Source organism: Pseudomonas sp. DWP3-1-3b3, assembly GCF_049896305.1.
Classification (GTDB): Bacteria; Pseudomonadota; Gammaproteobacteria; order Pseudomonadales; family Pseudomonadaceae; genus Aquipseudomonas; species Aquipseudomonas azotoformans_A.
Genome location: NZ_JAFCUA010000005.1, coordinates 512278 through 525122 on the forward strand (window position 1 = coordinate 512278; position 12845 = coordinate 525122).

The window sequence follows — 12845 nt, forward strand, 5'->3', positions numbered from 1 at the left end:
AGGCTAAACCGGCCCGATTGGACCCACCCTCATGCCCGTATCTCAAACCCGCCCTTCCCCCGCGCCGTTGCTCGAACCTGGCGAAACCGTGGTGCTGTTCGACGGCGTGTGCAAGCTGTGCAATGGTTGGGCGAGGTTCCTGATCCGTCATGACCGCCAACAACGCATACGCTTGGCGGCGGTGCAATCCCCCGAGGGCCAGGCGTTGCTGGCCTGGGCAGGGTTGCCCCTGGATCAGTTCGACACCCTGGCGGTCATTCGTAATCACCACTACTGGGTGCGTTCGGACGCCGTGTTCGAAATCATTGCGCAACTGCCTGCCGCGTGGCGTCCATTGCTGCTGTTGCGCATCATCCCGCGCGGGCTGCGGGATTGGGCTTACGACCGCATCGCACGCAATCGCTATCGGATTTTCGGGCGGTACGACACGTGCCTGTTGCCGCATCCAGACCATGAGCGGCGTTTCTTGAAGGCACCGCGATGACTCCCTTGGTGCGTATCAACTGGATCGCCCGAGGCGGCCTGGCGTTCATGTTTGCCTATCATGGGCTGGTGCCAAAGCTACTGTGGCTAAGCCAGGGCGAGCGGGTAATGATTGAGGCGCATGGCATCGAACAGGTGCAGCTGTTCGCCACGCTGGCCGGAATTGGGGAGATCGTCCTGGCGCTATGGATCGTGCTTTCACCGCGCAGTGTCTGGCCCGTTGCAGTGGCTGCGGCGGCGCTGTCGGGCCTGCTGGTAGACGTGGCGATTGTCAGCCCGGCGATGCTCAGGGAGGCATTCAACCCTGTGTCGCTCAACGTGGCCGGGGTGGCGTTGTGCGCGGTAGCGTGGTGCGCTAGTCCGAGAACCGTATAGACAGACTCAGGTTCGCCGGGTCGTTGATGGCGGCCATGTACTCGTCGACGGTGATCTCACCGACACACGGCCGCGCGCCGGGTTCGGGCCGGTAGCCCTGGGCGATCTTGACGGCCAGCGCAACAGCAGCGCAGCTGGGGATTTCCGGGCCTTTGTCATTCAAGGCCGTGAGTTGCACGGCGAGTGACAAAGGCTGACCGTCAGCCCCCACGCCCTGCACATCGATGTACATCGCGCTTTTACCGTCGCCAAATCGCTCGAACCAGGTGCCCAACCGATGCAGGCGCGCGGCCCAGGCGACATGATCGCGCACGACCCCAAGCCGCCGAGCCTGGGCCAGCAACCCGTTGGCGACACCACCCAGCTTGAGCCCCGCGCCCGCCTTGAAGCGCAAGGTGTGGGCGCCGTAGCGGCTGGCGAAAATATCCATGTCCGGCACATCTACGTTGGCCAGCACCCGTGTGCCCAGCCCAGGCATTTTGCGCAGCGTCAGGTCCTGCCAACCCAGCACTTCGTGTACCTGGCCATTCCTGAGTTGCTTGATCGGTTTGCCCGCATAGGCCAGCACCCCTTCGATCGTCGACAGGCCCGGCATCTTGGCCGAAGAGGAAATGCCATGCTCGATCGAGTCGATGCGCGTAAAGCGCGACCGGTACTGGTCGATGAGCGCCGATGACAGTGTCGGCACCGAACTGCAACCACTGAGAATGGCCACGCCCGCCTGCTTGGCCTGCGCATCCAGCACGCCCACGCCATTGACGAAGGTGCGGCAGTCGGACAGGTCGCAGTAGTTAACACCCGCCTCGATGCAGCTCAGGGCCACCGCATAGGACTGCCCCTGGAACGGCCCGCCGGTATGAATCACTAACTGGATGCGCTTGGACTGTAAAACACCCGCGAATCCCGCCGCCATCGCATCGCCGCACCAGCCTTCGCACACCGTGCCGGGCTGCGCGTTCAACGCGTCGAGTTTGCGCTGCAACTTGTGTGGATCACGGCCCGAGATCACCAGTTCAATGCCCGGTGCTACGGCCAGATGTCGGCACACGATGCTGCCGAAATTGCCGTAGCCGCCGATCACCATCACCCTGAGTGCCATGCCCGTCTTCCCTGAACCATCGATCATGCGCTGCGCCTGCAACAGGCTGGCAGCTGAGGCGGCCAACGATACTCGATTTCCTAAACCGCCGCAGCCATGCGAGTCCTGGAGCTCCAGGCAAAGCTCACGACCATCAGCAACCCCAAGCCCGCCATCGCGGCGCCGGCCAGGGAAATCGCCGGATAGCCCAGCCCTGCGTTGATCACTGCGCCACCCACTGCTGCACCAATCGCGTTACCGAAGTTGAAAGCGCCGATGTTCACGGCCGAGGCCAGGTTCGGCGCATCCTTGGCTGCTTCCATCACGCGCATCTGCAACGGCGGCACGACGGCGAAGCTGGCGATACCCCAGATGAGGATGCTCACCGCAGCCGGAATCGGCCAGCGCATCAAAAATGCAAAGGCCAGCAGGACCAGGATCAGTGCGCTCAGCGAGACGATCAGGGTCCGGTCGATCGAGCGGTCTGCCGCCTTGCCGCCCCACATATTGCCCAGGGTCAACCCGACGCCGAACAGCACCAGCATGGCCGTGATAAACGGGGTAGACGCATGGGTCTCATTGCTCAGGATCGGCGCGATATAGGTAAACACGGTGAACATCGCACCCGAACCCACCACGGTCAGGGCCAGCGCCGCCAGTACCGAACCACGCCCCAACACCTTGATTTCGGCCAGCACGCCGTCGCTTTTCGGCAGTGGCAGGTTAGGCAGCGCAAACCACAGCGCGACCATGGTCACCAGGCCCAATCCGCCAATGCCCCAGAACGCCGTACGCCAGCCAAGCAGTTCACCAAACCAGGTCGCCAGCGGCACACCGCCAATGGTCGCCAGGGTCAGGCCCATAAACATCGCGGCGACGGCTCCGGCGCGCTTGTCCGGCGCGACCACGCTGGCGGCGACGATGGACCCCACACCAAAAAACGCGCCGTGGTTAAGCGAAGTGATGACGCGGGCGATCAACAGGTCGTAATAGCCGGTGGCAAGCGCCGACATCACGTTGCCCAGGGTGAAAATAGCCATGAGCCCCACCAGCAGGTAACGCCGGGGAATCTTGCCGGTGGTCAAGATCATCAGGGGCGCGCCGAGCAATACCCCCAGGGCATAGGCGCTGACCAACAGCCCAGCGGTGGGAATAGACACGCCAAGGTCATTGGCGATGGTGGGCAACATGCCCATGGGCGCGAACTCAGTGACGCCAATGCCAAAGGCACCGACGGCAAGGGCTACAAGGGGTGGATTGATACGCATGGAAGACTCCTCATTTATGCCGCAAATGCTACGATCAACGCTTTAACGGCACTAGACCGTTTAATTGGCAATCACCTTTGCGCGCGAGGCAAAAATGGATTTCAACGGCAGGTCGGGTGAGATGGCAGTATTCGCAATGGTCGCGCAGGAAGGCAGCCTGTCGGCGGCGGCGCGGGCGTTACGCCTGACGCCCTCGGCCGTCAGCCGCGTTATCGCACGCACGGAACAGCGCCTGGGCACCCGCCTGCTGATTCGCACGACCCGCGCCCTCGCCTTCACGGCCGAAGGCGAGGTGTACCTTCGCGGCGCCCGGCGCATCCTGGCCGACATGGCCGAAGTCGAAGAGGCCATCGCCGACCAGGGCGCCCCCAAAGGCCGGTTGCGGGTCAGTGCGGCCCTGGGCCACGGTCGCATGGCCATCGTGCCCTTGGTGGCGGCATTCAGCGCCCGCTACCCGAACATTGTGGTGGACCTGACCTTGGGCGACGAAGTGGTCGACGTCCTCGGCGGCCAAGCGGACGTGGCGATCCGCTTTGGCGACCTGCCAGACAGCCCGCTGACAGCGCGCCGCATCGGTGACACCGGCCAAGCGCTGGTGGCGTCGCCTGCGTACCTCCAGCAACACGGCACACCGCTGGAACCAAACGACTTGCTGCGACACAACTGCCTGCGTTTCAACTTTCGTCGTGCCCAATCCGACTGGCCCTTCGCCCGTGGTGGCCACGAGTTTTCGCTGAAGATCAACGGCAATATCGAATGCAGCAGTGGCGAAGCGCTCGCGCAACTGGCGCGACTGGGCGCCGGTATTGCACGCATCGGCGAGTTCACGGTGGCAGAAGACCTGCAACGCGGTGACCTGGTGCGCCTGCTGGAATCCTGGAACCCCGGCGACAGGGAGCCGATCCACGTGGTGTTTGTCGGCGGTGCGAGCATGCCGGCGCGGATCCGCGTGTTTGTGGACTTTCTGCTGGAGCATCACCGGCTATAAACGCGCAGGCGTGTGCAGCCGCTCAAGCACCTCATCAGCGGCGTCTCGCCATGCCTGCGTCGCACCTTTATGTCTCAGCACCTCCAGCCCAACCGCCGTAAAGGTACCTGGCGTGGCAATGGCGCTACCCAACGCTTCGAGACTGGCCGTTGGCTGATGGCGTGCGCTGGCCAGGCAGTCTTGCAGGTTGCCCATCACCAGTTGGGCGGCCTGATCCTTGGACAGGCCTTTGTCGGTGAACCACTGCTGAAGATCACTCAGGAAGAAATAGAACCAGCCGTTCATGCAAGCCGCGACGGTGGCCAGTTCGAACGCCTCTTCCTGATCCAATACAACCAAGGAACCGAGCGCTCCCAGCAGCGTTGCATGGGGCTCGCCACCCGGTGTGACCACCACGGTTGTCTGGTTGATCTGCGCGGCATAGGACAGCATGGCGCGCACCACACGTGCCTGCGGGAACCGGCGTTGCAACTCGGCCAGCGGCAATCCCGCCACCAGCGATACCAGCGTTTGCTCAGGTCTGAGCTGCACTTCATCGCAGAGCTGACCGACCACCTCCGGGCGCACGCCCAGGACCAACAAATCCGCCCCATCGACCACCTGTTGATTGTCAGCCATCACCTCACAGTCCCATTGCGCACTGAGTTGCTGCGCACGTTCGTGGTTACGCGGGGACAGCAGCACCCGCCCGCCAAAGCCGCTGCGCCGCAGGCCGATCACCACCTTTTCCGTCAGTTCACCGACGCCCAGGATTCCAATGTTCAGCACGCGGTCCACTCCGATCAATTCTGTAGTCGGCTGCATCATAGGCATGATTGCCGTCTTCATGCAGACGGACGTTCACGCTACACTCGCCGCTCGAAAAGATCAGCCAGGAAGGCAAGCATGAGCACTCAAGGTAAAGACCGGCAAATCGACAATATCGAATTCAACGTCAGCGATATTGCCCGCAGCAAAGCCTTCTACGGCGGCGCGTTCGGTTGGACGTTTGTTGATTACGGCCCCACCTATACCGAGTTCAGCGATGGGCGTCTGACAGGCGGGTTCACCACGGGGGAGCCGGTTCGGCCGGGTGGCCCCCTGGTCATTTTGTACGCGGATGACCTCGATGCCACGCAGCAGCGACTCAAAGCCCTGGGGGCTGTCATCACCCGCGAGACATTTTCATTCCCGGGTGGACGCAGGTTCCACTTCACCGATCCGGATGGCTATGAACTGGCGGTGTGGAACGCTGATCAATAGGTCTCCCCCTCAAGCCCCACCCTCACAGGATATGAAGGTTACCCATGCGTTCTCTCTTTCCCCTGGCGCTCAGCTTGACCCTGATCGGCTGCGCCACCACCAAAACCGACGTGCGCAACGAAGCCCAGATCAGCCAATACGACCCGGCCAACTCAGCCCGCGTCCGCCTGATCACGGGTGACACCACCAACGCGGGCTTCCTCAGTGGCCAGACCTGCGAAGCGTTTTACAACGGGTCCCTGCTGACCAAAACGCCTGAAGAAGCCGGATGGCAAAAAGCGCATGTCGACTCAGCGGGCCTCTACCCTTTCAGAGCCACCGACAGCCAGAACAGCGTGATTGGCATACCTGCCAGCAAGGCGAGCAAAGCCATCAACCAGTCGCCTAAAGTGTTTGACGAGCACGTCATTGCGGCGGGTAAACCCTTTATTGCAGGGTTCGCCATGGGCGGTTCGCAAATGTCCTGCTTTCCCGCGCCTGTCACACTCATCCCCGAGCCCGGCAAAGACTATGAAATGGAACTGCAGATGGTCAAAATCAGCACGTTCAAGGCAGGTTGCGTGATTGCCGTTCGCCAACTTTCCATTCAGGGCAACAACACGGTTGAAACACCGCTTCGGCCGCAGGTGTGTGCCAAAACCCCGTCGGGTTGGTACACCGTCACCCCGAAACCTTTGCCCTGAACTGCCTGGGCAGCACATCTCCCTGACCTGGGACCCGGCGTGTGTTCATGGAGGAAAAATGCGGATCTACATCACAGGTGCATCGTGCGCCGGCGTCACCACGCTGGGTCACAACCTCGCCACGCGGCTGGGTATACGACAAGTCGACGTCGATGACTTTTACTGGATGCCCACAAACCCTCCCTTCACAACCAAGCGACCTCCCGCTGAGCGCGTGTCATTGATGCAGCAAGCATGCGGTGACGACGGCTGGGTGCTGAGTGGTTCCTGCATGGTCTGGGGCGATGCGCTGATTGCTGATGCCGACCTGATTGTCTTTGTGGTCACCCCCACGCCCGTTCGCCTCGAACGCCTGGTTGCCCGCGAGAAGGCCCGTTTTGGCGAGCGGATCGCACCCGGTGGTGATATGCACGCGATACACGTGGGCTTCCGGGAATGGGCTTCGCAGTATGACGACCCGGATTTCTCGGGCCGCAACCGGGCGTGGCATGAGGCGTGGTTATCACAGCAGACGGCTCCGGTCTTAAGGATTGACGGGATGCGCAGTGCTGAACAGATGGCCGCTGATGGCGCAAACGCCGCGATGGCTCACAACACGAACGGCTGAGGCTGTCCAACGACCTCCACTCCCCTTATCCTCACACCTCCCCGCCCCCCGCGACCCCGGAGCCGCCATGGACCTCGCCACCCTCGCCCTTTTCCTACCCGCCTGCTTCGCCCTGAACATGGCGCCGGGTCCCAATAACCTGCTGTCCGTGAGCAACTCCACCCGCTACGGCTACCGCACCTCGTGCCTGGCCGGTCTCGGCCGCTTGCTGGCCTTCGCCGGCATGATCGCCCTTGCCTCTGCGGGTTTGGCGGTGGTGCTGCAAACGTCGGAGTTGTTGTTCTATGGGATCAAGATCCTGGGCGCGGCGTATCTGTTTTATCTGGCGTTTCAGTTGTGGCGGGCTAATCCGGAGGCCGAGGCAGATTCGGCCACAGCCAAGGTAGGATTGTGGGCGTTGGCGCGGCAGGAGTTCTTAGTGGCGGCGGGCAATCCGAAGGCAATCCTGATCTTCACCGCCTTCCTGCCGCAATTCGTGGTGCCCGGCGAGCCCATCACCCCGCAATTCGCGCTGCTCGGCGCGATGTTCCTGGCGTTGGAGTGGATCGCCATCAGTGCCTACGCCTATATGGGCCTGCATATGCGGCGCTGGTTTGCCGAGCCGCGGGGCAAGCGGATTTTCAATCGGTGCTGCGCGGGGTTGCTGTCGGCGGCGGCGACGGTGTTGTTGATGGCGCGCAGGGCTTGAATAACGGTTTGACTGTCAAGGAGACACACAATGAAAACCCTGGTGGTAGGTGCAAGCAAAGGATTGGGCAAAGCCCTGATCGAGGGGCTCGGTGAGCCTGGGGATACGCTGATCGGCGTGTCTCGCAGCCGCCCTGAGCAGCTGGATCACAAGGACGGTGTAAAGGTGCAGTGGATCGAGGCCAACCTCGCCAAACCCACCCAGGCCGCGCACGTCATCGCCGAGGCGATTGCCGATAACGGCCTGGACACGCTGGTCTACAACCTGGGCATCTGGGAAGCGTTCGCCTTCGACCCGGCCTACAACTTCCTGGCCGACGACGATGAACAGATCGAGGCCATCGTCACCTGCAACATCACCGCTACCCTGCTGCTGATCAAGCGCCTGTTGCCGGTGCTGCTTAAAAGCCAAAGCCCGAGGATCATCCTGACCGGCTCCACTTCCGGCCTGCCGCAGAGTGGCCGTCCGGAGGTTGCCTTCGGGGCTTCCAAGTTTGCCTTGCGCGGGATTGCCGATGCGCTGCGTGAAGGTTATCGCCAGCAGCGCCTGGCCGTTACTTGCCTGAACCTGGGTTACTTGAACACTGAAGATCCCCTGAGCACGCCACGCGAGCAGGCCGCGCAGCGGGATGAAGGCCACTCGATCCCCGTGCACGATGTGGTGCAGGTGGTACGCATGACGTTGAGCCTGTCCTCGGCCAGCTTCGTCAAGGACATCACCTTGCCGGCGATACTGGACGAGCGTTTTTGACCCAGGAGCACGCGACATGAGCAGAGACGAACTCGCCGCCTTTTACCAAGGCTATATAGACTGCCTGAACCGTCAGGATTGGGAGCACCTGGGCGACTTTGTGCACCCGGACGTAACCTACAACGCCGAACGAGTCGGCCTCGCCGGCTACCGCGCCATGCTGGAACGGGATTTTCGCGAGATACCGGACCTGGTGTTCCGGATCCAGCTGCTGGCCGCCGATCCGCCGACGGTTGCCAGCCGCCTGAATTTCAGTGTGACGCCCAAGGGCGAGTTCTTCGGGCTGCCGATCAATGGGCGCACGGTGACGTTCGACGAAAATGTGTTCTACGAAGTGCTGGACGGTAAATTTGTCCACGTGTGGTCGGTTATCGACAAGGGGGCCATCGAGCAGCAACTGGCCGTCTAGACTCTACACGGCCCTTTTCCTGTGGAGACCGACCATGAAAAGCAAGAACACCCTCTGCCTCTGGTACAACGGCACCGCCCTGGAGGCCGCCACCTTCTACGCCATGACCTTCCCCGACAGCAAGGTGAACGCCGTGCACCTGGCGCCCGGTGATTACCCGTCCGGCAAACAAGGCGACGTGTTGACCGTGGACTTCACCGTGTTGGGCATCCCTTGCATCGGCCTCAACGGTGGGCCGATCTTCCCCCATACCGAGGCGTTTTCATTTCAGGTGGCCACCGATGACCAAGCCGAGACGGATCGTTACTGGAACGCCATCGTCGGCAACGGCGGCCAGGAAAGCGCCTGTGGCTGGTGCAAGGACAAATGGGGGTTGTCGTGGCAGATCTCACCGCGCGTGCTGACCGACGCGGTCACCCACCCCGATCCGGCCGTCGCCAAGCGCGCCTTTGACGCGATGATGACCATGAAGAAGATCGACATCGCCGCCATTGAAGCGGCGGTGTCCGCTGGCTAAGGCAACGCCTTGAGCATCGCCTTTGCCGCCAGGGCGTGGACCTTGCGGGTGGGGTGCCATTCGTCCCAGTAGTAATGGCTATCGGGGTTGGCGCACGCCGGTTTCACGTCGGGGTAAGTGGGCTGGCATGGCGTGTCCATATCCGTGAACCCATTGGATTGCGGATTGGCGCGTAGTGCGTCGCTGAACGCCAGGTGGTCGAAGTAAGTGATCTTCGCCTCGCCGATCTGTGCCAACACGGCCGGCAGTTTCTGTGCGAGCAACTGCTGGTAGTGCTTGGCGTTGTCGACCTGGTTGCCCTGCACCACGGCGGGCACGTGGCTGAGGTCCGTGGTGCCCACCACCATCACGTGCCTGGCCCCCGCTGCCACCAGTTGCTCGGTGGCATTGCGGATGTTGGCCAGGCTGGATTCGCTCAGGGCTTCGATGGTTTCAGGATGGGAGAAGTCGGCCCATTCGAAAAAATCGTTGGCCGAGGTGAAAATGAAATACAGCGCCTTGGGATCGGCCTTGTGGGACTTGGCGGCCTGCAAATGCTCGGCAACCTGGCCGAGTACGCCGGTGTCCTGAGTCGGCATCATCCACGTGTAGTAGTTGCCGTGGCCACTTTTTGCGCCGCCCACCGCGTAGTCGGTCAGCGGTGTCTTTAATGCCTGGGCCAGGCCTTCAACGGCGGTTGGGCCATTGCTCCAGCGCCCCTTCCAGTACAACGGGCCGGGCAGTGCCTGGGCGTCCTTGACCTTCTGCGCGGCAAGCCTTGTGGTGAGCACGTCGCCCGCGCCATTGTCGGAGTAGCTGTCGCCAAAGGCATACAAGTGATCGTAGGCCGAAGCGCCAAAGGCGGTCGACACAGACAGGGTCAGCAAGGCGGCCAAACACGCGCGTCGGATCATCGAGGTTCTCCCGGAAGGTGCGAATAGACTACCGGCTGGTTGAAAGCACGGCAGGACGATTGCGACGCGCACATATCCGGCGACGGCTACACCCTTGCTGTGCCGGGGCTTGCGACCAGGTTTGGCGCTCCACCAGCAACATCCGGCTAAAGATCCGGCCGCCCCTGCCGTCACCCTTAAATCCCTGAATGGACTCAAGTGAGGCTCCTGTGCGCTTTATCACTCCCCTTTTGCTGATCGGTGGCATCGCCACCCTGGCCGGTTGCGCCACCCAGAAAGCCAAGATCGATCAAATGTTTGCCCTGGCCCTGAGCCAACCGCTGGTTGAGAACAGCATCGTGCGCGAAGGCGATACGTTGAGCTTCGAGGTGCTGATGCCCACGCTCCCAAACAACCCCGTGCGTCGCACCCTGCAATTTGAGGCTGCTTGTTCTTCCACCCAGTTGCACCTGCTGTACATGGACGCGGTCAAGCGCCTGTATCCAGGCAGCGTAGGCCGCTACGCTAGCGCGCAAAAGCTGTCGCCGGAGTTGCACGCAACCCTGGCCACCAACCAGACGTTCGTACGCGCCTGTGCCGAAACGCCAAAGCCCAACTGGCGCCTGGTACAGGCTAATGAGCGTGGCGATGAGGTGTTGATCGACGCCAACAGCATCAAAACCGTCAACGGAGAAACACGCTTTTGGGCGGCCTTCGATAACCCGACAGTGCTCAACGACCTGCCGTACAACGCCCCTTACGCGCAAAAACGCGAACGCTTCGCGGTGTCGTGCAAGGACGGCACCTACATGGAATTGGCCGGCTACGACATCGACGCCAACAACCGCGTCAGCGACGGCCGTGTCGACAGCTTCCCCACGCCACAGAACATCGCCGGCAGCAATGCCGACTATGCGTTGCTGTTCAACAACGTTTGTACCAGCCCGGAAAAGGTCGCCACATTGCCTGCTTTCAAGCCCCGCATGAAGGCACCGACCACCATCGCCCTGACGTCGGTGCAACCCGCAGTGCTGGCGGCCATCACGCAGTTGAACCTGGACAAGCCCGCCCATTCGTTCAAGTACATACAGTTTGTCGGCACCAGCAACTACCGCGGCAAGACCAGCGATAACAAAAGCACCCAGTTCATCAGCCAGGATGCGCCGAGCGGGCAACTGGCCCTGGCGACGCGTGGCGACGGCTATGAAAGCCAGGCGGTGAGCTGGCGTAACTTGTTCCACTTGGTGTCGAAAGCCACCTACGGCGGCTCAGGCATGGCAGAAAGCTCGACCCTGACCCAGCTGAGTTTCACCGGTAACTGGAAGGCCTTGCCCCTGGGCGAAACGGTGACCTACACCACCACACGCTCCAGCCTCAACAGCCTGATTGGCAGCAGCAATTCGTCACTCACCACGCGTTGCCAGGTTGAACGTGAACTGCAAGCCAGTGAACTCAACGCGAAACTGTCGGGCACCGCCAAGGCCTTGTCCTGCCGCAGCGACGGTGACAAGTACAACCGTGTGAACCACCTGTACTTCCTGACCGACTACGCCTACTTCTTTGAATCGAGCACCGACAAGAACGAGTTTTTCTACTCCGACTCGCGTATCGATAGATTCGAGTAAGCCCCGTTCGAGTAAGCCCCGTTGACACACTCTGTAATCTTCCATGAAGATGGAGGCCTTATTCAGGGTGTGTCATCTCATGACTGCAACGTCTCCCGTTAACCTTTCCGTCATTGGCTCCATTGCCAAGGCGCAAGGTTGCGTTGCGCACGCCCTCAAATCGAAGAAACAGTCGCTCATGTGACCGGGGCGCGCTGTCCCGTCAGATGAGCTGACAGGACATTGAGCGCGGCGGTCTCCCTCCCTTGCACAATTCCCTCTGCCCTTCTGACGGTGACTCCAGCGGTCAATCATCAGGAGAAAGTGCATGTCAGCGTTTCAAGGTATCTGGGTTCCCGTGGTCACGCCGTTCCAGGATGGCGCCATCGATTTCATCAGTCTGCATCGCCTGGTCAGCCATCTGCTGGAAAAGCACGTGGCCGGGATCATGGTGTGCACCACCACCGGGGAAGCGGCGGCGCTGAGTCGCCAGGAACAGTTGGCGGTGCTCGATGCGGTGTTGCAATGGGTGCCGGCAAACCGTGTGGTGATGGGCCTGGCGGGCTACAACCAGATTGAGCTGTTGCACTTCCAGCGCGAAATCCTGCAACGCCCGGTCGCCGGTTTGCTGGTGCCGGCGCCCAGCTACATCCGCCCGTCCCAGGCCGGCCTGGAAGCGTTCTTCCGCACCGTGGCCGATGCGTCCAGCGTGCCGATCATCCTGTATGACATTCCCTACCGCACCGGGTCGACCTTCGAGCAGGCCACTTTGCTCAACATCGTCGCCCATGAGCGGATCGTCGCGATCAAGGACTGTGGCGGCAACCTGGGCAATACCCTGGCGCTGCTGGCCAGTGGCAACGTGGCGGTGTTGTGCGGCGAGGATATCCAGATCTTCAACGCGCTGTGCCTGGGCGCGACCGGGGCGATTGCGGCGTCGGCCCATCTGCACACCGAACGGTTTGTGGCGCTGTGGCAGCAGGTGCGGGACAACCAACTGGCTGAGGCACGGGAGACGTTTTTCCAGTTGCTGCCCTTGATCAACACGCTGTTCATGGAGCCCAACCCGGCGCCGGTAAAAGCGGCCCTGGCGTTGCAGGGGTTGATCAGCAGCGAGTTGCGCGCGCCGATGCAGCGCGCCAGCGATGCGGTTGTCACCCGGCTGACGCAATTATAGGAACCGGCTGACAGAGGCGATCTGATCGCCTCACACAGCGGTTACTAATGGTCATATTTTTGGTTGGCGATAGCGCAGACGGCCGCGTAAGGTCGGCTGCATAT

Annotated in this window: 16 protein-coding genes; 12 read left to right on the plus strand and 4 right to left on the minus strand. The window is 61.7% G+C overall.

Annotated elements, in window-relative coordinates; all coding sequences use genetic code 11:
* Window positions 1-31 precede the first annotated feature (31 nt).
* Together ACP7BX_RS18615 and ACP7BX_RS18620 are read left to right on the plus strand one after the other, a co-directional pair.
* The gene (locus tag ACP7BX_RS18615; protein ID WP_426128633.1) at window positions 32-484 is read left to right on the plus strand and encodes a thiol-disulfide oxidoreductase DCC family protein; all 453 of its coding nucleotides are present in this window, start codon (window positions 32-34) and stop codon (window positions 482-484) included.
* A complete protein-coding gene (locus ACP7BX_RS18620; RefSeq protein ID WP_426128631.1) occupies window positions 481-858 on the plus strand; it encodes a DoxX-like family protein in 378 nt (125 codons plus the stop codon). The genes ACP7BX_RS18615 and ACP7BX_RS18620 overlap by 4 nt, the downstream gene beginning before the upstream one ends.
* On the opposite strand, the gene ACP7BX_RS18625 is transcribed toward ACP7BX_RS18620, so the two are convergent.
* Window positions 839-1957, minus strand: coding sequence for a saccharopine dehydrogenase family protein (locus ACP7BX_RS18625; protein WP_426129116.1), 1119 nt, complete (start codon window positions 1955-1957; stop codon window positions 839-841). The genes ACP7BX_RS18620 and ACP7BX_RS18625 overlap by 20 nt on opposite strands.
* An 80-nt stretch (window positions 1958-2037) precedes the next feature.
* Complete coding sequence (locus ACP7BX_RS18630; RefSeq protein WP_177049883.1) at window positions 2038-3204, minus strand: MFS transporter; 1167 nt, start codon at window positions 3202-3204, stop codon at window positions 2038-2040.
* A 94-nt stretch (window positions 3205-3298) separates the two neighbouring features.
* Here ACP7BX_RS18630 and ACP7BX_RS18635 point away from each other — a divergent pair, with 94 nt between their 5' ends.
* A complete protein-coding gene (locus ACP7BX_RS18635; RefSeq protein WP_426128629.1) occupies window positions 3299-4192 on the plus strand; it encodes a LysR family transcriptional regulator in 894 nt (297 codons plus the stop codon).
* Here ACP7BX_RS18635 and ACP7BX_RS18640 read toward each other — a convergent pair.
* The gene (locus ACP7BX_RS18640) at window positions 4187-4960 is read right to left on the minus strand and encodes an NAD(P)-binding domain-containing protein (protein ID WP_426128627.1); all 774 of its coding nucleotides are present in this window, start codon (window positions 4958-4960) and stop codon (window positions 4187-4189) included. The two genes, ACP7BX_RS18635 and ACP7BX_RS18640, sit on opposite strands and share 6 nt — an antisense overlap.
* A gap of 117 nt (window positions 4961-5077) precedes the next feature.
* On the opposite strand from ACP7BX_RS18640, the gene ACP7BX_RS18645 reads away from it, so the two are divergent.
* The 7 genes from ACP7BX_RS18645 (at window position 5078) to ACP7BX_RS18675 (ending at window position 9088) form a co-directional block, all read left to right on the plus strand.
* Window positions 5078-5434, plus strand: coding sequence for a VOC family protein (locus ACP7BX_RS18645; protein ID WP_095016425.1), 357 nt, complete (start codon window positions 5078-5080; stop codon window positions 5432-5434).
* A 44-nt stretch (window positions 5435-5478) separates the two neighbouring features.
* Entirely contained in the window at window positions 5479-6117 is a 639-nt protein-coding gene (locus tag ACP7BX_RS18650) for a hypothetical protein (protein ID WP_426161315.1), read from the plus strand.
* Window positions 6118-6175: 58 nt separating this feature from the next.
* Window positions 6176-6724, plus strand: coding sequence for an adenylate kinase (locus ACP7BX_RS18655; protein WP_426128623.1), 549 nt, complete (start codon window positions 6176-6178; stop codon window positions 6722-6724).
* 67 nt (window positions 6725-6791) lie between these two features.
* Window positions 6792-7412: a LysE family translocator gene (locus ACP7BX_RS18660; RefSeq protein ID WP_426128621.1), complete on the plus strand. Its 621-nt coding sequence runs from the start codon at window positions 6792-6794 to the stop codon at window positions 7410-7412.
* A gap of 30 nt (window positions 7413-7442) precedes the next feature.
* Window positions 7443-8162: an SDR family NAD(P)-dependent oxidoreductase gene (locus tag ACP7BX_RS18665; RefSeq protein ID WP_426128619.1), complete on the plus strand. Its 720-nt coding sequence runs from the start codon at window positions 7443-7445 to the stop codon at window positions 8160-8162.
* Window positions 8163-8178: 16 nt separating this feature from the next.
* On the plus strand, window positions 8179-8571 hold the full coding sequence (locus ACP7BX_RS18670) for an ester cyclase (RefSeq protein ID WP_426128617.1): 393 nt from the start codon (window positions 8179-8181) through the stop codon (window positions 8569-8571).
* Between the two features lie 34 nt (window positions 8572-8605).
* Window positions 8606-9088, plus strand: a complete 483-nt coding sequence (locus ACP7BX_RS18675) for a VOC family protein (RefSeq protein WP_314526233.1) — start codon at window positions 8606-8608, stop codon at window positions 9086-9088.
* Here the strand turns inward: ACP7BX_RS18675 and ACP7BX_RS18680 are convergent.
* Window positions 9085-9981, minus strand: coding sequence for an SGNH/GDSL hydrolase family protein (locus ACP7BX_RS18680; RefSeq protein ID WP_426128615.1), 897 nt, complete (start codon window positions 9979-9981; stop codon window positions 9085-9087). The genes ACP7BX_RS18675 and ACP7BX_RS18680 overlap by 4 nt on opposite strands.
* 209 nt (window positions 9982-10190) lie before the next feature.
* On the opposite strand from ACP7BX_RS18680, the gene ACP7BX_RS18685 reads away from it, so the two are divergent.
* Both ACP7BX_RS18685 and dapA read left to right on the plus strand, forming a co-directional pair.
* On the plus strand, window positions 10191-11585 hold the full coding sequence (locus ACP7BX_RS18685; RefSeq protein WP_426128613.1) for a hypothetical protein: 1395 nt from the start codon (window positions 10191-10193) through the stop codon (window positions 11583-11585).
* Window positions 11586-11892: 307 nt separating this feature from the next.
* Window positions 11893-12741, plus strand: a complete 849-nt coding sequence (gene dapA / locus ACP7BX_RS18690) for a 4-hydroxy-tetrahydrodipicolinate synthase (protein ID WP_426128611.1) — start codon at window positions 11893-11895, stop codon at window positions 12739-12741.
* The last annotated feature ends 104 nt before the right edge of the window (window positions 12742-12845 follow it).

Excerpts from the sequence above, each read along its gene's own strand:
- ACP7BX_RS18615 (WP_426128633.1), top strand. The coding sequence starts at position 32 with ATGCCCGTATCTCAAACCCGCCCTTCCCCCGCGCCGTTGCTCGAACCT.
- ACP7BX_RS18675 (WP_314526233.1), top strand. The coding sequence starts at position 8,606 with ATGAAAAGCAAGAACACCCTCTGCCTCTGGTACAACGGCACCGCCCTG.
- ACP7BX_RS18645 (WP_095016425.1), top strand. The coding sequence starts at position 5,078 with ATGAGCACTCAAGGTAAAGACCGGCAAATCGACAATATCGAATTCAAC.
- ACP7BX_RS18650 (WP_426161315.1), top strand. The coding sequence starts at position 5,479 with ATGCGTTCTCTCTTTCCCCTGGCGCTCAGCTTGACCCTGATCGGCTGC.
- ACP7BX_RS18625 (WP_426129116.1), bottom strand. The coding sequence starts at position 1,957 with ATGGCACTCAGGGTGATGGTGATCGGCGGCTACGGCAATTTCGGCAGC.
- dapA (WP_426128611.1), top strand. The coding sequence starts at position 11,893 with ATGTCAGCGTTTCAAGGTATCTGGGTTCCCGTGGTCACGCCGTTCCAG.
- ACP7BX_RS18635 (WP_426128629.1), top strand. The coding sequence starts at position 3,299 with ATGGATTTCAACGGCAGGTCGGGTGAGATGGCAGTATTCGCAATGGTC.
- ACP7BX_RS18620 (WP_426128631.1), top strand. The coding sequence starts at position 481 with ATGACTCCCTTGGTGCGTATCAACTGGATCGCCCGAGGCGGCCTGGCG.
- ACP7BX_RS18630 (WP_177049883.1), bottom strand. The coding sequence starts at position 3,204 with ATGCGTATCAATCCACCCCTTGTAGCCCTTGCCGTCGGTGCCTTTGGC.
- ACP7BX_RS18670 (WP_426128617.1), top strand. The coding sequence starts at position 8,179 with ATGAGCAGAGACGAACTCGCCGCCTTTTACCAAGGCTATATAGACTGC.
- ACP7BX_RS18655 (WP_426128623.1), top strand. The coding sequence starts at position 6,176 with ATGCGGATCTACATCACAGGTGCATCGTGCGCCGGCGTCACCACGCTG.
- ACP7BX_RS18660 (WP_426128621.1), top strand. The coding sequence starts at position 6,792 with ATGGACCTCGCCACCCTCGCCCTTTTCCTACCCGCCTGCTTCGCCCTG.
- ACP7BX_RS18680 (WP_426128615.1), bottom strand. The coding sequence starts at position 9,981 with ATGATCCGACGCGCGTGTTTGGCCGCCTTGCTGACCCTGTCTGTGTCG.
- ACP7BX_RS18665 (WP_426128619.1), top strand. The coding sequence starts at position 7,443 with ATGAAAACCCTGGTGGTAGGTGCAAGCAAAGGATTGGGCAAAGCCCTG.